At 32.7% G+C, this 23373-nt stretch carries 15 protein-coding genes; all 15 read left to right on the forward strand.

Annotation, left to right across the window (positions count from 1 at the left end):
• Positions 1 to 2489: gliding motility-associated C-terminal domain-containing protein (locus tag IUY40_RS09405; RefSeq protein WP_195736618.1), on the forward strand; the 2489-nt coding region annotated here is incomplete at its 5' end.
• Positions 2490 to 2553: 64 nt separating this feature from the next.
• A complete protein-coding gene (locus IUY40_RS09410) occupies positions 2554 to 3465 on the forward strand; it encodes a type IX secretion system membrane protein PorP/SprF (RefSeq protein WP_195736619.1) in 912 nt (303 codons plus the stop codon).
• Between the two features lie 10 nt (positions 3466 to 3475).
• Entirely contained in the window at positions 3476 to 5416 is a 1941-nt protein-coding gene (locus IUY40_RS09415) for an OmpA family protein (protein ID WP_195736620.1), read from the forward strand.
• A gap of 221 nt (positions 5417 to 5637) precedes the next feature.
• Positions 5638 to 6063 (forward strand): CBS domain-containing protein, encoded by a 426-nt coding sequence (locus IUY40_RS09420; protein ID WP_195736621.1) that lies wholly within the window; start codon positions 5638 to 5640, stop codon positions 6061 to 6063.
• A 158-nt stretch (positions 6064 to 6221) separates the two neighbouring features.
• Positions 6222 to 8513, forward strand: coding sequence for an NADP-dependent malic enzyme (locus tag IUY40_RS09425; RefSeq protein WP_195736622.1), 2292 nt, complete (start codon positions 6222 to 6224; stop codon positions 8511 to 8513).
• A gap of 82 nt (positions 8514 to 8595) precedes the next feature.
• A complete protein-coding gene (gene ruvA / locus IUY40_RS09430) occupies positions 8596 to 9177 on the forward strand; it encodes a Holliday junction branch migration protein RuvA (RefSeq protein ID WP_195736623.1) in 582 nt (193 codons plus the stop codon).
• Between the two features lie 29 nt (positions 9178 to 9206).
• Positions 9207 to 16415 carry a cell surface protein SprA gene (gene sprA, locus IUY40_RS09435; RefSeq protein ID WP_195736624.1) on the forward strand — a complete coding sequence of 2403 codons (7209 nt, stop codon included), beginning with the start codon at positions 9207 to 9209 and terminating at the stop codon, positions 16413 to 16415.
• Between the two features lie 87 nt (positions 16416 to 16502).
• The gene (gcvH, locus tag IUY40_RS09440) at positions 16503 to 16883 is read left to right on the forward strand and encodes a glycine cleavage system protein GcvH (protein WP_195736625.1); all 381 of its coding nucleotides are present in this window, start codon (positions 16503 to 16505) and stop codon (positions 16881 to 16883) included.
• Entirely contained in the window at positions 16876 to 17262 is a 387-nt protein-coding gene (locus tag IUY40_RS09445; protein WP_317190910.1) for a VanZ family protein, read from the forward strand. The genes gcvH and IUY40_RS09445 overlap by 8 nt, the downstream gene beginning before the upstream one ends.
• 173 nt (positions 17263 to 17435) lie before the next feature.
• Positions 17436 to 18179 carry a deoxyribose-phosphate aldolase gene (deoC, locus tag IUY40_RS09450; RefSeq protein ID WP_195736626.1) on the forward strand — a complete coding sequence of 248 codons (744 nt, stop codon included), beginning with the start codon at positions 17436 to 17438 and terminating at the stop codon, positions 18177 to 18179.
• Positions 18180 to 18199: 20 nt separating this feature from the next.
• Positions 18200 to 20323 carry a gliding motility protein RemB gene (locus IUY40_RS09455; RefSeq protein WP_195736627.1) on the forward strand — a complete coding sequence of 708 codons (2124 nt, stop codon included), beginning with the start codon at positions 18200 to 18202 and terminating at the stop codon, positions 20321 to 20323.
• Between the two features lie 156 nt (positions 20324 to 20479).
• Positions 20480 to 21382, forward strand: a complete 903-nt coding sequence (gene cyoE / locus IUY40_RS09460; protein WP_195736628.1) for a heme o synthase — start codon at positions 20480 to 20482, stop codon at positions 21380 to 21382.
• 2 nt (positions 21383 to 21384) lie between these two features.
• The gene (locus tag IUY40_RS09465) at positions 21385 to 21972 is read left to right on the forward strand and encodes a cytochrome c oxidase subunit 3 (protein ID WP_195736629.1); all 588 of its coding nucleotides are present in this window, start codon (positions 21385 to 21387) and stop codon (positions 21970 to 21972) included.
• A gap of 42 nt (positions 21973 to 22014) precedes the next feature.
• Positions 22015 to 22995, forward strand: a complete 981-nt coding sequence (locus tag IUY40_RS09470; RefSeq protein ID WP_195736630.1) for a cytochrome c oxidase subunit 3 — start codon at positions 22015 to 22017, stop codon at positions 22993 to 22995.
• Positions 22996 to 23013: 18 nt separating this feature from the next.
• The gene (locus tag IUY40_RS09475; protein WP_195736631.1) at positions 23014 to 23364 is read left to right on the forward strand and encodes a cytochrome C oxidase subunit IV family protein; all 351 of its coding nucleotides are present in this window, start codon (positions 23014 to 23016) and stop codon (positions 23362 to 23364) included.
• The last annotated feature ends 9 nt before the right edge of the window (positions 23365 to 23373 follow it).

The raw sequence follows: 23373 nt of genomic DNA on the forward strand, positions 1-23373 counted from the left end.
ATAATGTACCTACACAGCCAACTTGTTCATTAGCAACAGGAAGTGTTACTTTAAGTGGATTGCCATCAGGTACTTGGACAATTAATCCAGGAAACATAACAGGAAACACAGCAACAAAAGAACTAACAGGATTAACAGCAGGAACATATAATTTTACAGTAACCAATGCAGTAGGATGTACCTCATTGCCATCAGCAGATGTTGTAATCAATGCCCAGCCAGTAACCCCAGCAGAGCCAACAATAAGTGCAATTACCCAACCTACTTGTGCAACAGCTACTGGAAGTTTTACAATTACTAATTATGATCCAGCTTATACGTATACAATAACTCCATTAACAAATGTTGTTCAAAATAGAAGTACTGTAACAGCACCAGCAGGAAGCTATAAAGTAACTGCTACATTAGGAGCATGTACTTCTGTAGAATCAGTTGAGGCAGTAATCAATGCACAGCCAGGAACTCCAGTAAGGCCATTAATTAGATCTACTCCAGCTACATGTTTAGTTACAGTAAGCAGTACAATAGATAATTATGTTACAGGTAATACATATACTTTTGATCCAGTAGGGCCAACAGTTGATGCTTCAGGTCTTATCAGCGGTATGGCTATTGGAACAGACTATACAGTTACCTCAGGAGATGTAAATTGTACTTCAGTAGCATCAGCTTCATTTAGCAATGCAGCTCAATTGGCTACACCAGAAGTACCCTTGTTGAAAGTAGTGGTACAGCCTAATTGTGTAAATGTTATAGGAAGCTTTAGTATTGAAAATTATGATGTACAGTATAAGTATGATGTCATTCCATCAATAGGGGTAACTCAAACTGGTAATGTGGTAACGGCACCATCAGGAAGTTATACAATTATAGCTACTTTGGGGAGCTGTTCATCAGTAAGATCGAATGATATTGTTATGAATAATGTTATTTGTGCCAATAAAGACATACCAGCTACAATCAATGGAAAAGAAGGAGGGAATACAGCAGTTTCAGTATTAGATAATGATACTCTAAACGGAAAAGCAGTAGTTCGATCAGAAATTACATTGACACCAAAAGGTACATATCCAACAGGAATTACATTAAATGCAGACGGAACGATCAGGGTTGCATCAGGTACACCAGCAGATAATTATGAGATAGAGTACAAGATTTGTGAGAAGTTGAGCATAACAAATTGTAGTTCAACTAAAGTTACAGTAGTAGTAGAAAAACCAGTAATAGATGCTGTAACAGAAACTACTGATTTGATTAATGGAATCACAGGAGGAACTACTCCGCCACTAACATCAAATGATATATTAAATGGAGATAAAGTAGTAATAGGAACAAATCCTGGAGATGTAATTTTGACGCCAAAGAGTGTGCCAACAGGATTGATGTTGAATCCTGATGGAACAGTGACAGTAGCTCCAAATACCCCAGCAGGAAATTATAATGTAGAATATCAAATATGTGAAGTAACAAATCAAGGAAATTGCGATACTGTAACTTCAGTAGTTGCTGTAGGTGCAGCAGTAATAGATGCAGTAGATGATAATGTGATTTTTGCGGATGGTATTAATGGGGCATTAGAGATAATTAATGTATTAGATAATGATAGGCTGAATGGAGGTAAAATAATCAATCCAGCGGTTGTTACTTTAAAAAGCCTAACAGTTTTGTCAGGAATAACATTAAATGTAGATGGCACCGTAGATGTAGCACCAAATACACCAGGAGGAGTTTATACGCTAACATATCAAATTTGTGATGTGATAAATAGATCAAACTGTATTACTGCTAAGGTTACAATTTTTGTGGAAGTTCCATCGATTGCAGTTGTGAAAACTGCAGTGTTTAATGATGAAAATAATAGCGGTTATGCTAATGCAGGAGAAACAATAACGTATAAATTCAAAATTGCAAATACAGGAAACACACCTCTTTTAAATGTTATTATAGATGATAAGCTTCCAGGACTTGTTATGTCAGGAGGGCCGATAACATTAGGAGTAAATGAAGTAGATGAAAATTCTTTTATAGGCACTTATGTTATCAAGCAATCAGATATTAATTTAGGAAAAATAAGTAACCAAGCAACAGTATTTGGAACAAGTGCAAATGGAATTACAGTAGAGGATGAATCAGATAATATAAGTGAAGTAGATGATAACCCAACAGTTTCTCCAATTGAAGGTTGTGTGATCAAAGTTTTCAATGCTATATCACCAAACGGAGATTCTCGAAACGAACGTTTCTACATCCAAGGGCTAGAGTGTTATCCAGATAATACAGTAGAGATATATAATCGATGGGGAGTTCTAGTGTTTGAACGAGATAGTTACAATAATGAAGAGAGAGCCTTTAAAGGATTCTCAGAAGGACGTACAACAGTTCAAAAGTCAGAAGGATTGCCAGTAGGGACATATTACTATGTCTTAAAATACAAGGATAGTGAATCAAATGCGCATCAAAAAGCCGGATATTTATATATTAATAAATAATAGTAAAAACAAATAGAAAAGGCTTAGCAATAAAAAAACTAAGCCATTCTTAAAAGAAAAATAAATGAGAAAATTAGCTTTAGTTTTTATATTTTTTTCCGCTGTGGGATATGCACAACAAGATGCGCAGTTCACGCAATATATGTACAATACCATCAATATAAACCCAGCATATGCAGGGTCAAGAGGTGCAATGAGTATCTTCGGACTATATCGTACCCAATGGGTTGGACTTGATGGTGCGCCAGAAACCAGCAGTTTTTCATTAAATACACCACTAAATAACAGTAATCTGGGATTAGGAGTTTCGCTTGTAAATGATAAAATAGGACCAACAAACGAGAACACTTTATCGGCTGATTTATCTTATACAATTCCAACATCAGAAACTTTTAAGTTGTCTTTTGGAATCAAAGCAACGGCTAACTTATTCAATTTGGATATAAATAAATTAAATCCAGAACATCAAGGCGACCCACAATTCCAAGATCTAAATAGCAAATTCACTCCTAATATTGGAGCAGGTGTATACTGGCATTCTGATAAAGCTTACATCGGATTATCAATGCCTAATTTTATTGAAACGAATCGATACAGTGATAAGAAAAATGAGGTAGCTATTTTTAAGGAGAAAATAAACTATTATTTAATAGCAGGATATGTATTTGATTTAGATCCCTACATTAAATTTAAACCAGCAATACTTACCAAAATGATCGAAGGATCCCCATTACAAGTAGATCTTTCAGCAAACTTTATGTTTAATGACAAATTTGTAGCAGGAGTGGCATATAGATGGAGTGCAGCATTAAGTGCTATGGTAGGGTTTCAGGTAAGCGATGGGTTGTATATAGGATACGCATACGATCGTGAAACTACTAGATTAAATAATTATAACTCAGGGTCTCATGAGATATTCTTACGATTCGAATTCTTTAATAATTATAGCCGAATAACCTCACCAAGATTCTTCTAAATCCCCAAAGATGAAAATTAAACATATAATTTGCACTGTTTTTTTAGTTCTGATTGCGCTAAAATCAAATGCGCAAATGGGAATAGAGAAGAGAGCAGATAAAGATTATGCTCAATATGCATATATCGATGCAATTGCAACTTATGAAAGAGTAGCTGAAAAAGGGTATAAAGACGATAAAATGTTCCAGAAATTAGGGAACGCTTACTATTTTAATGGAGAACTAATCAAAGCAGCCAAATGGTATGATGCTCTTTTTGCTATGAACACAGAGCAAGAACCAGAGTATTATTACCGTTATGCTCAAACTTTAAAAGCTACAGGAGATTATGCTAAAGCAGATAAAACTTTGGAAGCTTTCAATAAAAAAATAAATACAGATAAGAGAGGAATACTATTTAAAAATAATAAGAATTACCTTGAACAGATAAAAGCTAATTCTGGTCGCTTCAAAATAGCAGATGCAGGAATTAATTCAATACAAACAGATTATGGAAGTGCTTATTATGATAATAAAATCGTATTTGCATCAGCTAGAGATACAGGAGGAGTAGTCAGAAACACATTCAAATGGACAAATAAAACATTTACAAATCTATACTCGGCTGAATTAAAATCAGATGGAACAGTTGGGAAACCAGAACGATTCGAAAATAAAATCAATTCTAAATTTAATGAATCTACGCCAGTTTTTACAAAGGATGGGAAAACAATGTATTTTACAAGAAACAATTTTCTAGATGGTAAAAGAGGAATAGATGAGCAAAAAATTACACTGCTAAAACTCTATAAAGCAGATTTTGCTGATGGTAAATGGACGAATGTAACCGAATTACCATTCAATAGTAATCAATATAGTACAGCGCACCCAGCATTAAGTAAAGATGAAAAGAAACTGTATTTTGCATCAGATATGCCAGGAACTTTAGGGCAATCTGATTTGTATAGTGTAACGATTAGTAGCGATGGAAGTTTTGGAAAACCCGAAAATTTAGGACCAGCAATTAATACCGAAGGAAGAGAAACTTTTCCATTTATCTCAGCAGAAAACGAACTCTATTTTGCCAGTGATGGGCGACCAGGTTTGGGAGGACTAGATGTGTTTGTATCTAAAATTAGTAATGAAGGAACTTTTTCAGCAATACAGAATCTAGGGGCACCAATAAATAGCAAACAGGATGATTTTGCATTTATCATTGACAGCGAAAAAAGAAATGGATTTTTCTCATCTAATAGAGAAGGAGGAAATGGAAACGATGATATCTATCGATTTACCGAGATCCGAAAACTACTTTGTGAGCAAATATTAAAAGGAATAGTAGTCGATTTAGAGACTAACAAAATAGTAGATAATGCTAAAGTAATCTTATTAGACGAACAATTTAAAGTAATAGCCGAAGTTGTAACAGGAACAGACGGAAGCTATACATTTAAAGTAGATTGTGGTAAAAACTACTATATAAGAGCTAGTAAGCAAGATTATGAAACCAAAGAACTTCCAGTTGCAATTAAAACTGTGACAGGAGAAACTAATCTATCAATTTCTTTAGAAAAACGAATTAAGCCAATAGGTGTTGGAACAGATTTAGCCAAAACACTTGATATTCCGATTATTTATTTTGATTTGGATAAATCCATCATTCGTAAAGATGCAGCTTTTGAATTAGAGAAAATATTAGCAGTAATGAAGCAATATCCAAAGATTAAAATCGATGTGCGTTCACATACTGACAGCCGACAAACGGACAAATATAATATAGATTTATCAGATAGAAGAGCAAAAACATCCGTACAATGGTTGGTGAAAAATGGTATCGCCCCAAATAGATTAACAGGAAAAGGATATGGAGAGAGTCAGTTAGTAAACAACTGTTCAGATGGAGTACCATGCACAGAAGCTGAACATCAGCTAAACAGGCGAAGCGAATTTATTATCGTTTCGATGGAATAATATATTAGTACATCTAATAAATACCACTATTTACAAAAAATGCTTTTTCTTAATTAAGAAAAAGCATTTTTTCTATTAGTAAAAGCGTTAAAAAAAATACAATAACCGCTTTGTTTTATTGGTTTTTATGTCAAATTGAATGAGTTTTTGAGTTAAATTTAAAAACAATGTTATTTGTAACTTGTTTTTTTTTAAATTTATAGTTCATAAAAATATCAGATATGACTGTTAATCAAATACTAAGTACGAAAGGAAAAGAGGTTTACTCAGTACTTTCATCAACCACCGTTTACGAAGCTTTAAAAGTAATGGGTGATAAAAACATTGGTGCCATCTTAGTTATAGATGGAACAGAGTTAAAAGGGATATTATCCGAGAGAGATTATGCACGAAAAATTGTACTGAAAGACAAATCTTCAAAAGAGACCTTTGTTCATGAAATCATGGAAAGTAATGTTATTACAATAAGCTTATCCGATAGTTTAGATTCATGTATGGAATTAATGAGTAGCAAAAGAATAAGACATCTACCAGTAGTAGATAATGGTATTGTGGTCGGAATTATTTCTATAAGTGATGTTGTGAAATCGATAATAGAAATTCAAAAAGACACCATTAATCATCTAAATTCTTATATATCACAGTAAAAAAACAAACAAAATGTATATTAAAAAATAACCCAAAATTAATCGGGTTATTTTTTTTTGATTATAATCAAATATCATTTTGAATAAAAGAATAGTAAAAAGCTTCCTTTTTAAGCCAAGACTTATATCTTTGTAAACTAGAATAAAATCTAAAAACAATGAATAAAGATAGTAAAAGAAGCGAGGCCTTATTGTATCATTCAAAGCCAACTCCAGGGAAAATTCAAGTAGTTCCAACCAAAAAATATGCAACCCAAAGAGATTTGTCTTTGGCGTATTCACCAGGTGTTGCTGAGCCGTGTTTAGAAATTGCAAGAGATGTAAATGAAGTATATAAATACACTGCAAAGGGGAATCTTGTTGCTGTAATAACTAATGGAACCGCGGTTTTAGGTTTAGGAGATATTGGTCCTGAAGCATCAAAACCAGTAATGGAGGGGAAAGGACTATTATTTAAAATATTTTCGGATATTGATGTTTTTGACATTGAAATTGGGACAAAAGATATTGAAGAATTCATTCAGACGGTAAAGAATATTGCTCCAACATTTGGAGGAATTAATCTGGAAGATATTAAGGCACCAGAATCATTTGAAATAGAAAGAAGATTGGTAGAGGAGCTTAATATCCCAGTAATGCACGATGATCAGCATGGAACTGCAATTATATCTTCAGCAGCTTTAATAAATGCATTAGAGTTGGCAAATAAAAAAGCCGAAGATGTAAAAATGGTAGTTTCAGGAGCAGGATCAGCAGCATTAGCTTGTGCCGATTTGTATGTTCTGTTAGGAGTAAAAGTAGAGAATATTTTAATGTATAATAGTAAAGGGCTTTTAACAAAAAACAACCCTGCATTATCTGCCTTACAATTAAAATATGCTAAAGATATTGAGCCAATTGGCTTAGAAGAAGGTTTAAAAGGAGCAGATATATTCCTAGGATTATCATCAGGAGATATCATGACAGCAGATATGTTGTTAGGAATGGCCGAAAATCCTATCGTTTTTGCAATGGCAAATCCAGATCCGGAAATCAATTATAACTTAGCGATTGCAACCCGTAAAGATATAATTATGGCTACAGGTCGTTCTGATTATCCTAACCAAGTAAACAATGTATTAGGGTTTCCTTATATTTTTAGAGGAGCTTTGGATGTAAGAGCTACTAAAATTAACGAAGCAATGAAAATGGCAGCTGTTAGAGCGCTAGCTTCATTGGCAAAAGAATCAGTTCCAGAACAAGTAAATGTTGCTTACGGAGCTACTAAATTAGGATTCGGAAGAGAGTATATAATTCCAAAACCATTTGATCCAAGATTAATTACCGTAGTTGCACCGGCAGTAGCCAAAGCTGCAATGGATTCAGGAGTCGCTTTAAATCCAATAACAGATTGGGAAAAGTACGAAGAAGAACTTTTAGACCGTTTAGGAAATGATAATAAAATGGTTCGTTTGATTACAAACCGAGCAAAAATGGATCCAAAAAGAATTGTTTTTGCCGAAGCAGATCATTTAAATGTATTAAAAGCAGCTCAAATTGTATATGAAGAAGGTATCGGTTTCCCTATATTATTAGGAAATAAAGAAATCATTCTAGAACTTAAAGCTGAATTAGGTTTTGATGCAGATGTAGAAATTATAGATCCTAAAACGAAAGATCAAGAGGAAAGAAGAAATAAATTTGCGTCATCTTATTGGTTAACAAGAGAAAGACGAGGAATATCTTTGCTAGATGCTCAAAAATTAATGCGCGAAAGAAACTATTTTGCTGCAATGATGGTTAATGAGGGAGAAGCAGATGCATTAGTAACAGGGCATTCAAGAAGTTATCCATCGGTTGTAAAGCCAATGTTGCAACTTATTGAAAAAGCACCAGGAGCTTCACTTGTAGCTACGGCAAATATGATGATGACCAATAGAGGGCCAATGTTCTTATCAGATACTGCAATTAATATAAACCCATCTGCAGATGATTTAGCTAAAATTGCTATTATGACTGCGAAAACAGCGAAGATGTTTGGTGTAGAGCCAGTAATTGCTATGGTTTCATATTCTAATTTCGGATCTTCAACAAACCCAGGAGCATCAAAAGTGAGAGAAGCAGTTGCTTACTTGCATAAAAATCATCCAGAATTAGTGATAGATGGAGAAATTCAAGCAGATTTTGCTTTGAATCCTGAAATGCTTCAAGAAAAATTCCCTTTTTCTAAATTAGCAGGTAAAAAAGTAAATACACTTATTTTTCCTAACTTAGAATCGGCAAACATTACTTATAAATTATTAAAAGAGTTGAATAAAGTAGATTCAATAGGGCCAATAATGTTAGGAATGGGTAAGCCAGTTCATATTTTTCAATTGGGAGCAAGTGTAGAAGAGATGGTAAATATGTCGGCTATCGCAGTTATAGATGCTCAGGAAAAAGAGTTAAAAAAGAATAATTCAGTTAAATAATAAGGTGTAAATAAGTATTGTTTATAGTTGTCGTATTTTTACTTCAAATTTTGTTATATTTGGCACTTATTAACATTATATTATGATTGCACATTTGCAAGGGAAATTGGTAGAAAAGACCCCTACCGAAGTTGTTATCGATTGTGGAGGAGTTGGGTATCATGTAAATATATCCCTGCATACGTATTCATTAATTCCAAATAATGATTTTATAAAATTGTATACGCATCTTCTAATAAAAGAAGATGCGCATACATTATTTGGTTTTGTAGAAAAATCTGAAAGAGAAATTTTCAGAATGTTATTATCCGTATCGGGAATTGGAGCAAATATTGCCAGAACAATGTTGTCTTCATTAGATCCGAAACAAATTATTAATGCAATAGCATCAGGAGATGTCGGTGTAATTCAATCAATAAAAGGTATTGGGAACAAAACAGCTCAAAGAGTAATCCTCGATTTGAAAGAAAAAATTGTTAAATTGTACGATTTAGATGAAGTTTCGATGCTTCAAAACAATACAAATAGAGATGAAGCGTTATCTGCTTTAGAAGTTTTAGGATTTGTTAGAAAAACATCTGAAAAGGTGATTGAAAAAATAATAAAAGAAGATCCTGAAGCAACTGTTGAGTCAATAATTAAGAAAGCTTTAAAAAGTTTATAAAAAAACGTACATAAAAACACACCGAATATATGCGTAAAATTTGTATTTCTTTACTGGTTTTATTTTGTGGATTTGTATCGAAAGCTCAAGTGAAAGAAGAGGCTCAAGATACAACAAAAGCAGGGTATTCTGTTGGTAAGATACAAATAAAAGATCCGCAAAGCATACTTTCTGCTTATACCTATGATCCTTTAACGGATCGCTATATCTATACTAATACCGTAGATGGATTTTCTATCAATTATCCTATTATTTTAACGCCAGAAGAGTACGAAAGATTAATCTTAAAAGAATCTCGAAGAGAGTATTTTAAGAAAAAAGCAGATGCTATAGATGGTAAAAAAGATGGAAGCGAAGAGGCGAAGAAAGATTTATTGCCTAGGTATTATATTAAATCAGGACTTTTTGAATCTATTTTCGGAAGTAATACCATCGATGTAAAACCAACAGGTTCGGTAGAAATAGATTTAGGAGCTCGTTATACAAAACAAGACAATCCATCCTTTTCTCCTAGAAATAGATCAAACCTTTCTTTTGATTTTGATCAGCGTATTAGTATGAGCTTACAAGGAAAAGTAGGTACACGATTAAATGTAAATGCTAATTATGATACACAATCTACATTTGCTTTTCAAAATTTAATAAAATTAGAATACTCACCATCCGAAGACGATATCATCCAAAAAATTGAAGTTGGTAACGTAAGTTTGCCGCTTAATAGTACTTTAATCAGAGGAGCACAAAGTTTATTCGGGGTAAAAGCTCAATTACAATTTGGGAAAACTACCATTACAGGAGTATTCTCAGAACAAAAATCCCAAGCCAAAAGTGTAGTAGCCGAAGGGGGAGGAACAGTTCAGAATTTCGATTTATATGCCCTGAATTATGATAATGATAGGCACTTCTTTTTATCTCAGTACTTTAGAAATAAATACGATTCATCATTAAAAAACTATCCTTTTATTGATAGTCGTGTTCAAATAACAAGATTAGAAGTTTGGGTAACTAATAAGCAAAATCGAGTTAGTACAACAAATAATAATTTAAGAAATATTATTGCACTTCAGGATTTAGGTGAAGGGCAGCTATCAGGAATTTCAGATAGCGAAGTTGTGGTTTTAAATCCATCTGCTGGGATGTTTTTAAACCCAATCAATACCCCATCAAATAATGGTAATAATAAATATGACCCAAAATTAATTGCTGCAGGAACAGGTTTTTTAAACAGTCAGATCCGTGAAATCGTTACTTCAAGTAAAGGATTTAATGCTATAACAGTAAGTGAAGGTCAGGATTATTCGAAATTAGAAAACGCAAGGAAATTAAATCCAAATGAATATACATTTAATCCACAATTAGGATATGTTTCGTTGCAACAGCGATTAGCAAATGATGAAGTTCTGGCAGTAGCCTATGAATATACAATGGGAGATCAGGTATACCAAGTTGGAGAATTTGGAAACGATGGAGTAGATGGTACACTTGTAACAGGAAATAACCCTTCAGACCAAGTAATCATAACGCAGAGTTTGATTTTAAAAATGCTAAAAAGTAATTTGACAAATGTTAAAAATCCAGTTTGGAATTTGATGATGAAAAATATCTATCAGATACCTGGGGCATATCAAATAAAACAAGAAGATTTTAGATTTAATATATTATATACGGATCCATCTCCTATAAACTATATTACACCAGTTTCAGGAACACCGTTTCCACAAAATCCTACTCCAGGTAACAAGGTAGCCGATACACCTTTGTTAAAAGTATTTAATTTGGATAAATTAAATTATAATAATGATCCACAAACAGGAGGTGATGGTTTTTTTGATTTCTTACCAGGCTTAACAGTAGATGCTCAAAATGGTAGAATTATATTTACAACCAAAGAACCTTTTGGAGAACTATTGTTTTCTAAATTATCAAATAGTGCAGGAGAAGACTATCGTAATACAAGTACATACAACCCGAATCAGAGTAAATATGTATTCCGTAATATGTATGCCAATACACAATCAGGAGCCTTACAAGATAGTGATAAAAATAAATTCTTATTAAGAGGTAAATATAAATCTACAGGAGGTGACGGAATTCCTATTGGAGCTTTTAATGTTCCTCAAGGATCGGTTGTTGTAACTGCAGCAGGACGTGTATTAGTCGAAGGAATTGATTATAGTGTAAATTATCAATTAGGGAGAGTTCAGATTTTAGACCCTTCACTTCAGGCATCAAATACACCAATTGAAATATCATTAGAGAATAACTCTATTTTCGGACAACAAACCCGAAGATTTATGGGAATAGATGTACAGCATAAAATTTCAGATAATTTTACTGTTGGAGGTACTTTTTTGCAAATGACAGAGAAGCCATTTACACAAAAATCAAGTTACGGACAGGAATCTGTAAATAATATGATTTATGGTTTCAATACAAATTTCTCTACAGAAGTTCCTTTCTTTACCCGATTGGTAAATAAATTGCCATTTATGGATACTGATGTTCCATCTAATCTTTCGATAAGAGGAGAAGTTGCTTTCTTAAAACCTGGAACTCCAAAAGCAGATAATTTTGAAGGAGAATCAACTATTTATGTAGATGATTTTGAAGGATCGCAGTCAACAATAGATATGCGTTCGGCATATGCGTGGAGTTTGGCATCAACACCAGAAGAAAATGCTGTAAGTACCTATAATTTTAATGCAAAAAATAATGATTTAAGTTACGGTTTTAAAAGAGCAAAACTAGCATGGTATACAATCGATCCAATTTTTTATGCTTCGAAACCATCGGGAATTACTAATGATGATATATCGTTGAACTCAACCCGTAGAATTTATAGTGAGGAATTGTATCCGCTAACTGATATTGCCCAAGGACAATCACAAGTAATAAATACGTTAGATTTAACATACTATCCATCAGAAAGAGGACCTTATAACAATAATTTAAATTATGCAACGAGTCCAAAAGATAATTTTGGAGGGATAATGCGTGCTTTGAGTTCAACTGATTTTGAACAAGGAAATGTTGAATATATCCAGTTTTGGGTATTAGATCCATTTGTAGGAGCAGGACAGACAGATCAAACTAATACAGGTAAGGTTTATTTTAATTTGGGAGAAATTTCAGAAGATATTTTGAAAGATGGTAGAAAACAATATGAAAATGGTTTAGGGCCAAATCAAATATTAGTGAAGCCACAGCCTTTATGGGGAGATGTTCCGGCATCACAATCTTTAATCTATGCATTTGATAATAATAGTGCTAATAGAGCAAATCAGGATGTTGGTTTAGATGGTTTGCCAAATGCCAAAGAAGGAACAATTTATAATAATTTTGCCTCAGAGGCAGATCCAGCAGCAGATGATTACAGGTATTATTTAAATACTACAGGAGGAGTTCTAGATCGTTATAAAAATTATAATGGAGTAGAAGGAAACTCAGCAGTAGATATAAATGATGCCAATAGAGCTTCAACGACACTTCCAGATGTCGAAGATATCAATAGAGATAACACTATGAATACGATTAATGCCTACTATGAGTATGGTATTGATATTAAGCCAAATATGAGTATAGGACAAAATTATATTACAGATATAAAAAATACTCAGGTAACAATGGCAAATGGTTCAGTTACCGATGCAAGATGGATTCAGTTTAAGATTCCTGTTTCGCAACCTCAAAATACCATTGGTAATATATCCGATTTTAGATCAATTCGTTTTATGAGAATGTTTATGACGGGGTTTGGAAGCAATGTTACAGTTCGTTTTGGAGCATTAGATTTAGTAAGAGGAGAGTGGAGAAGATATACAAGTACATTGGACCCTACAGATGTTAATGTAGAAGATGATAATACAAATTTTGATGTTTCGGCAGTAAATATTGAAGAGAATAGCACCAGATGTCCAATAAATTATGTGTCACCTCCAGGAGTAGCACGAGAACAATTGTATAATAATAATACGATTATTAATCAAAATGAACAGGCATTGGCATTACGAGTTTCAGGAAATGGTTTGCAACCAAAAGATTCTAGAGCAGTATTTAAAAATGTAAGTGTTGATATGCGCCAATACAACAGATTGAAAATGTTTTTGCATGCAGAATCATTACCAGATGAAGTAGTTTTGAAAGATGGACAAATGGTAGGTTTTATCCGTTTTGGAAATGATTTTACTCAGAATTTCTATCAAATTGAAATGCCTTTAAAAGTAACAATTCCAACATCATTGACAGGTTCAGATTGTTCGCCTTTAAGTCCTGAAGTTGTTTGGCCTGAAGAAAATAATATTGATTTGGCTCTTGAATTATTGACGCAGATGAAAATTAAGGCAATGAAGATTGATCCAAATACGCTCCCGCTTGACGGAATATATTATCCAGATGATGATCTAAATAATCCAGAAGGTGATGGAGATAGTAAATTGCGATTAGGAATAAAAGGAAATCCAAATTTTGGATTAGTTAGAAATTTAATGGTAGGTGTTAAAAACGCAGATACCCGCGAAGATATTAAAGGAGAAGTTTGGCTTAATGAGTTGCGTCTAGCTGAAATGGATAATAAAGGAGGAATGGCAGCAGTGCTGAACCTTGATACTAATTTTGCTGATTTTGCCACAGTTTCTGCTACAGGTAGAAAAAGTACAATAGGATTTGGTTCTTTGGAGCAAGGGCCAAATGAAAGAAGTAGAGAAGATATACAACAATATAATATTGTAACTAATTTAAATTTAGGAAAGTTATTACCACCAAAATGGGGGATTAATTTACCTTTTAATTATGCAGTAGGAGAAGAGATAATTACTCCAGAATACGACCCGTTTAACGAAGATATTAAACTTAAACAGTTACTGGATATAACTACAAATTCTGCAGAAAAAAAGAATATAAAAAACCGAGCTATTGATTATACAAAGCGTAGAAGTATCAATTTCATTGGAGTTAGAAAAGATAGAGCACCTGAACAAAAGCAACATATTTATGACCCTGAAAATTTTACGTTTTCACAATCATACAATGAAGTAGAACGTCATGATTATGAGATAAGAAGTTATGAAGATCAGCAATCGAGTACAACTGTGAATTATGCATATAGCTTTCAGTCAAAAGCAGTTGAGCCATTTAAGAAAAGTAAATATTTCAAGAAAAGTGACTATTGGAAAATGTTAAGTGATTTTAATTTTAATTATTTGCCATCTAATATAACATTTAATACTAATATTATAAGACAATACAATCGTCAGGAGTTTAGACAAGTTGACAATGTTGAAGGTATCGGATTAGATCCATTGTATAGAAGAAATTTTGCATTTAATTATCAATATGGATTTAATTTTAATCTTACAAAATCATTAAAAATAAACTATACAGCATCATCTAATAATATTGTTAAAAATTATTTGAATGCTGATAATGAGCCAATCGATAGCTTTAGTATTTGGGATAGTTACTGGGATATTGGTACACCAAATCAGCATATGCAACAATTAGTTTTAAATTATGAAATACCGTTATATAAAATACCTGCATTAGGGTTTTTAAAAGCAAATTACTCTTATACAGGAGATTATAGTTGGCAACGTACTTCGGAGGCATTATCAAGATATGAAGATGATAATGGGAATTTGTATGATTTAGGGAATACAGTTCAAAATGCAAATTCGAATACATTTACTGCGACAATGAATATGAATACACTTTATAAGTATTTAGGACTTACAAAAGGAGGTGCTAAAACCCCTAAGTCAAGACCAACTGTACCAAAACCAGGGGAGAAAGTAGTAAATACAAATCAAGCATTGGCAAAAAACAGTGCATTTCAAGATGGTTTAATAGGAATGTTAACAAGTGTAAAAAATATTCAGGTTAATTATACAGTAAATAGCGGAACAGTTTTGCCTGGGTATACTCCAAGTGTCGGATTCTTAGGCTCATCTCGACCATCATTAGGGTTTATTTTTGGAAGTCAGGATGATGTACGTTATGAGGCTGCTAAAAATGGCTGGTTAACCAATTATCAGGATTTTAACCAGAACTTTTCACAGGTAACAAGCAAGATGCTTAAGGCTACAGCAAATATTGATTTGTTACCAGATTTTAAAATAGATTTGAATTTAGATCGTACATATTCAGCTAATTTTTCCGAGCAATATGATGTTGATGCAACAGGATTATATCATGCGAGATCACCATATAATTATGGAATGTTTTCTATTTCGACTATTTTGATAAAAACAGCATTTTCTACAAGTGATGAAAATTTCTCATCTGCGTTTGATGATTTTAGATCCAACCGTCTGGTAATTGCAAATCGTTTGGCAGAAAGTCATTATGGTGCAGGAGCAGAAATCCCGAGATATGGAGACATACTTAATCCTATTCCTGGAACAGGAGATCCTAAATATGCTTTGTATCTTGCAAATGAAGGATTCCCAATAGGATATACAAAAAGCAATCAGGCAGTTTTACTTCCTTCATTTTTGGCAGCATATTCAGGGAGCAATGCCTCAAGTAGTTCAACAGGTATTTTTAGAAGTTTTCCACTTCCAAACTGGAGTATAAAGTACAATGGGTTGATGCGTTATAGATACTTTAAAGAAAATTTCAAGCGCTTCTCATTGCAACATAACTATAGAGCGTCTTATACAATTAACCAGTATCGTTCTAATTTTAAATATGACCAACATCCAGGCGAAAGAGAGCCAGATAACGATAATTTTTATAATCCAACAATCATGTCTAATGTGAATTTAGTGGAACAATTTAGTCCACTTATCAGAATGGATTTTGAGCTAAAGAGTTCTTTTAAAGTACTTACGGAAATTAAAAAAGATAGAGCATTGTCAATGAGTTTTGATAATAATTTATTGACAGAAGTTAAAGGAATGGAATATATTATAGGTCTTGGATATCGTATCAAAGATGTGATTTTTTCATCGACATTGGCAGATAGCCCTACAGGAATCATAAAAAGTGATATCAATTTAAAAGGAGATTTGTCATATCGAAATAATCAAACAATGGTTCGTTATTTAGATTATGATAACAATCAATTGGCTGCAGGACAAAATATTTGGTCAATAAAAATTACAGCTGATTATTCATTTAGTAAGAACCTAACAGCAATTTTTTATTATGATCATTCATTTTCTAAAGCAGTAATTTCGACTTTATATCCTCTAACGAATATTCGATCAGGATTTACCATTCGATATAATTTTGGAAATTAAATTTCAGATTCTAAAGAGAATTTGATTAGAAGATTATTACATTTGCCCTATTAAAATTCAATTATCAATTATCAATAAGTATTTATTATGAATATACCAGCAAATTTAAAGTACACAAAGGATCACGAATGGGTTAGCATTGAAGGTGATGTTGCGACAGTAGGAATTACTCATTTTGCGCAAAAAGAATTAGGAGATATCGTTTATGTTGAAGTAGAGACTTTAGATCAAACACTTGATAAAGATGAAGTTTTTGGAACAGTTGAAGCAGTAAAAACAGTTTCAGATTTGTTCTTGCCTTTGTCTGGAGAGATTATTGCTTTTAATGATAGCTTAGAAAGCGCTCCAGAAACAGTAAATTCAGACCCTTATGGAGCTGGATGGATGATTAAAATTAAAATATCAAATACATCTGAATTAGATTCTTTATTATCTGATGAAGCTTATAAAGAATTAATAGGTGCTTAAAAAAATATTTTTTTTATGTTTGGCTATATTGTGGACAGGGGCTATTGTTTTTCTCTGTTTAACTGAATCAAGTAATATACCAGTTGTAACTATACCCAACATAGATAAATTAGTTCATTTTTGTTTTTATTTTGGCTTTACTTTTCTGTGGTTTTTATATTTTAAAAAACAATTTAAGAACGCGGATGATTTTAGACCACTATTACTCTCTTTTGTTTTTTCAACCTTTTTTGGAATTATAATCGAACTTTTGCAAAGTAAATACACTTTAACAAGAAGTGCAGACATGATGGATTTTTTAGCAAATTCACTAGGAGCAACATCAGCAATAATTGCAGTGCTACTATTTAATAAGCTAATCACTAAAATAGTAAATTAAAGAATCCCACTTAGGTGGGATTTTTTGTTTTTGGAAATTTATAGGATGCGCTATTTATAGTAGATTTTCTGTTATCTACAAGCTAGATAAAAGTAGCCGTTAATTCCAGGCTTATCTCAATATAAAATGTATTTTTGTTAATTAGGATTTAATGCAATTAATTTATTATGGCTATGAATATTAGACAATACTTAGACTCAACATATTTAAAAACTGCAGAGCAGGCAAATTTAAGTGAAGCTGAAAACACACAGGTAGTTAAGAATATGATTGAAGAAGCTATAACAGAGCAATTCAAATTGATAATGATTCGTCCGGATAAAGTAAGCTTAGCTAAGGAAATGATTTCAGATGCTAAATCGAATCTTTTGATAGGAACAGTAATTGACTTTCTGGAAGGGGACTCAAGTTTTGAAGAAAAGATTGCAGAGGCAAATGTAGCAATACAAGATGGGACAAATGAGCTAGATTTTGTATGTAATTATAAAGCCTTTAAAAATGGAGAAATTGATTTAGTTAAAAATGAAATTTTGCAGTGTACATTATTAGGATTGACTAATGGTAAAGTTGTAAAATGGATTATAGAAGTTGCTGCGCTTAATGATAAAGAAATTATACAATTATCAGTGCTAATAAAAAATATAATTATTCAGAATTTTGAAGAGAATGAATATTCTTCTGTTTTTGTAAAATCATCTACAGGCTTTTATAAAACAGAAAACAACTTGCCTAATGGAGCTACAGTTCCATCAATTATTATGATGCTTGAAAATGCTTCGCCGTTACCTATAAAAGCTGCAGGTGGAGTGAGAACATACGAAGAAGCTGTTGAAATGATTAATCTTGGAGTAAAACGCATAGGAACTTCAAATGCTAAAGCAATTGCAAACGGAGAAGTTTCGCATAGCCAATACTAAAATTCACAACCCCAAACTATATGAATAAAGGTTTCTTAACTTTTCTTATAACATTATACTCATTACTAGCTCTTTCTCAGGAAGCAAATAATCTAACTGTTAATTCCAGCTTTACTTCCGAAGAGTTTCCAGTTTTCCCAACTTGCGAAAATTTAAAATCGAAGGATTTAGAAGGTTGTTTTTATAATAAGGTTCAAGATTTTGTATTTAATAATTTTCAAGTACCATCAGCTTTAAAACAGAATAATTATAAGGGAGATGTTAAAGTGCTTTTTGAGGTTGATAAAGCGGGAGAGTTCAAAGTGATATATGTTAATGCAAATAATGATGAATTAGTCCAGGAAACAAAGCGTGTTTTTGCAGCATTTCCAAAGATTAAATCGTCTACTTATGATGGAAAACCTACCTATTCTAAATATACAATCATAATTAACATACCGCTAAAAACGGCAGGGCAAATTTCAGAAGAATCTATAGCAGCTGCTAAAATTATTAAACCAGCTACTAGACCATTAACTGAATTGGATAGTATAGTTTATAAGAAATATACAAATCCAGAGTTCGAAAGTCATTTAAATATCCCGTTTTCTCATAGTTATTACGCTCAATTTGATGGAGCGATGAATAGAGTTGGGAGTAATAACCATACAGCATCAAAACCATATACGTACGCAGAAGTTTCAAAGTATTATAATCTTAAAGCGGTGAATGAATCGCTTAAAAAGAATGTTTCTAGTTGGTTTGGGCGTAAGCTTTGGAATGAAAGTTTAGTCGAAATTGAAGGAGAAGGGTATTGGTTTACATTAAATGCGATTATGGATTTACAAGTAGGTAAGGATACAAAAAGCGATATCTCTTACACTTATGTAAATACTCGAGCGCTTAATTTTAGAGGAGGATTGGGTAAGCAACTTAACTTTACAACAACTGTTTTTGAAAGTCAGGGAAGATTTGCAGATTACTACAATAGCTATGCGCAATCTATAAAGCCTTCGGGAGGAAATCCAGGGGTTGTTCCAGGAATTGGAATAGGTAAGGAGTTTAAAACAAATGGTTTTGATTTCCCTTCAGCCGAAGCAAATTTGACTTATACACCGAGTAATATTTTTAATTTTCAATTGGGTTATGGAAGGAATTTTATAGGAGATGGATATCGTTCTTTGTTAGAAAGTGATGGGGCAAGTCCATATCCGTATTTTAAAATGAATACAACTTTTTGGAAGATAAAGTATACCAATACCTATATGTTTCTTAAAGATATTCGACAAGACGCAACAGTTGATAAAACATATGCAAGCAAATTCATGGCTAATCATTATTTAAGTTTAAATGTTACAAATAGATTAAATTTAGGTTTTTTTGAATCTGTAATTTGGACCAATAGTAATGATAGAGGCTTTGATATGGCTTTTGCTAATCCGATAATTTTTTATAGATCAGTAGAATTTGCTTCCTCATCAAAAAGCGGTAATGCTTTATTAGGTTTAACAGCAAAATACAAATGGAATGATAAAATAAATTTATACGGACAATTTCTTTTAGATGAATTCTCGGTTAGCGATATGAAAAGCGGAGAAAAAAGCTGGAAGAATAAATTCGGATATCAATTAGGGGCTAAATATTATAATGCTTTTCAAATTCCAAATTTATTAGTGCAGTTAGAGTATAATCATGTGCGTCCCTATGTATATTCACATAGCGCAGTTATTACAAATTACGGGCATAATAATCAAAGTATTGGACATCAATGGGGTGGTAATTTTAGTGAATTTATTGCAATAGCACGATATCATAAGGGAAGGTATTTTGCAGATGCAAAAATAACGACAGGTACAAGAGGTTTAGATTTTGATACAACAGAGGATTCATTTAATTATGGGTCGAATATTTATAAAAGTTATGATAGTAAAAGACCCTATAACACTGGTGTAAAAGTTGGGCAAGGAAATAAAACAGCAGTTTTTATTACAGATATACAAGCTGGGTATTTGGTAAATCCAGCAACTAATTTAAAATTATTTGGAAGCTTGATTTACAGAAGTTTTGATCCAACTAAAGATACTGAGGCTACTTTTAAGCAAAGTACAACATGGTTTACTTTCGGATTAAGAGCAGATGTCTTTAATTGGTATTTTGATTATTAAAACATTTAGTAAGATTTTTTGCAATTGACACACTTTTATGGTGAAATTAGGGTGTATTTGGATGCTTCATTTGAAAAATGTAATTTTATCGTCCTGAATTCTGCAATCTAATTTGTACATTTGCACCAGTTTTGGAAAAACAAAAATATTAACGCATTGGACGCAACACAAAATACACTTTCACTCAAATCTATTTTTAATGATTTTAAAGAAATCACAAAAGCAGGACTCGCTGTAAGTGTTTTGTTTTCTTCAATTGCAGGTTATTTACTTGGATTTGATGATAAACATCCTTTTCAATGGTCAGTACTTCTAATTTTAGCAATTGGAGGATATTGTATGGTAGGAGCTTCAAATGCTTATAATCAGGTTATCGAGAAAGATTTGGATGCCTTAATGGATAGAACAAAGAATCGTCCAGTTCCTTCGGGTAGAATGTCGCCTAAAGTAGCTTTGTTTGTTGCAAGTGTGCTTACAATTATCGGATTAACTTTACTCTATACGATCAATCCTAAAACAGCAATGTTTGGTGCGATTTCTATATTTTTATATACTAGTGTTTATACACCATTAAAAACGGTAACATCATTGTCAGTTTTTGTAGGTGCTTTTCCAGGAGCAATACCATTTATGTTAGGATGGGTAGCTGCTACAGGAGATTTTGGTATTGAAGCAGGGACACTTTTTTTAATTCAGTTTTTCTGGCAGTTTCCTCATTTTTGGGCAATTGGTTGGTTCTTGTATGAGGATTATGAAAAAGCGGGTTTTTTTATGCTTCCTACCGGGAAAAAAGATAAAGGAACTGCGTTACAGATTATTTTGTACACAGTGTGGCTTATAGTGGCGTCACTATTGCCAGTTTTAGGTTATACAGGTAAATTGTTTATTACGCCAATAGCAGCAGTTTTAGTGTTTTTGTTAGGGGTTTGGATGTTGATTTATGCAGTTCGTTTGTATAAGTTAAGAACAGCTAAGGCAGCAAGAACATTAATGTTGGTAAGTGTTTCTTACATTACTTTGTTGCAATTAATTTATATATTTGATAAATTTTTAAGATAGTTATGGAAATGACAATGACAGCAGATGAAAATAGAGCAAGGAGCGCTAAGTCATCTAAATTAATTTTATTGTTCGCGATGGTTAGTATGACTATGATGTTCGCAGGACTTACAAGTGCTTTTGTAGTTAGTAAGTCAAGAACTGATTGGTTGAAGGATTTTCAGTTGCCATCAGCGTTTTTTTATAGTACTTTGGTTATTATAGGTTGTAGTGTTACTTTTCATTTAGCTAAAACAGCAATGCAAAAAGACAATAGAAAAGCAACAACTAACTTACTTTTGACTACTTTAGCATTAGGGATCTTGTTTGTGGTTTTACAGTTTGTAGGATTTGAACAAATCGTAGCAAATGGGTACTATTTTACAGGTGCAGAGAGTACAATTACAACGACTTTCTTGTATGTTGTAACAGTTACACACTTATTTCACTTAGCTGGAGGGATCATTTCTCTTTTAGTTATTATTTATAATCATTTTAAACAGAAATACAATTCGACTCAAACTCTTGGAATAGAACTAGGTGCAATGTATTGGCACTTTCTTGATTTCTTGTGGGTCTATTTATTTTTATTTTTATATTTCTTTAAATAAGAAAAAAACGTAAATTTGGGAACTTTTTAACGAATATCTTTTATGGAAGCGACAGTTACTACTGCAAATAATGAAGAAAAAACTTGGGGAGGCGGCAATGAGCCATTAGGAGCAAGTTATGGTAAAATGATGATGTGGTATTTTATCGTATCGGATGCCTTAACGTTCTCTGGATTTCTAGCGGCTTACGGTTTTTCTAGGTTTAAATTTATTGAAACTTGGCCATTGGCTGATGAAGTGTTTAATCACTTCCCTTTTATGCATGGTGTATCAGCGCCCATGTATTATGTCGCATTAATGACATTTATTTTGATTTTTTCATCTGTAACAATGGTTTTGGCTGTTGATGCAGGCCACCAAATGAAGAAAAGCAAAGTTGCAATATATATGTTTTTGACTATTATTGGAGGTTTGATTTTCGTTGGATCACAAGCTTGGGAATGGAAAAACTTTATCAAAGGAGAATACGGTGCTATTGAAACAAAAGGAGGTAGTTTGCTTCAGTTTGTAGATAAAGATGGTAAACGTGTTGCTCTTGCAGATTTTGCAGTGAAGTTACCAGAAGGAAGAGAAGCATTGACTAGAGATAAAGGTAAATGGTTTATGAGCGATGCAGAAACATTGCCAACGTATTCAGTAGCTGAAGTGCAAGCAGGTTTTAAAGCGCATCCTGAATTATTAGTAAGAACAGAAAAACTTACAGAGAAAAAGCAAAAAACTATTCTAACAAGAGAAGAGTCAGAAGCGAGATTAAGTCAAGCGCATTACGTTGTAGAAGGTGCTAATTTGACTAGAAACGAATATGGAAATAAATTGTTTGCTGATTTCTTTTTCTTTATTACAGGTTTTCACGGTTTTCACGTGATCTCAGGAATTATCATCAATATTATTGTCTTTTTTAATGTGTTGTTAGGTACTTATGAAAAGAGAAAAAGCTATGAAATGGTAGAGAAAGTTGGTTTATACTGGCACTTTGTCGATTTAGTTTGGGTATTTGTATTTACAGTTTTCTACTTAGTTTAATTTTAGATTTATATTATTATGTCACACGAATATGTATCACATACAAAAAGAATCTGGTTTGTTTTTGCACTTTTATCATTTGTAACAACAGTAGAGGTTATCCTTGGGATTTATAAGCCAGGAATATTAGAGTTTAATTATTTTATAGGTTTAAATTTATTGAATTGGATATTTTATATTCTAACAATATATAAAGCTTATTATATAGTTTGGGCATTTATGCATATGGAGGGTGAAAAAAGTGGCCTAAGATGGTCGGTTGTTTCAACAGTTATTTTCCTAGTATCGTATTTATTGTTCATTCTCTTAACCGAAGGACATTATATTTTTGGGGTTTTTAAAGATTCTACCATTAAATGGAATTTTTAACATGATATT

Origin of the sequence: Flavobacterium sp. ALJ2, from assembly GCF_015594725.1 — a bacterium.
GTDB lineage: Bacteria > Bacteroidota > Bacteroidia > Flavobacteriales > Flavobacteriaceae > Flavobacterium.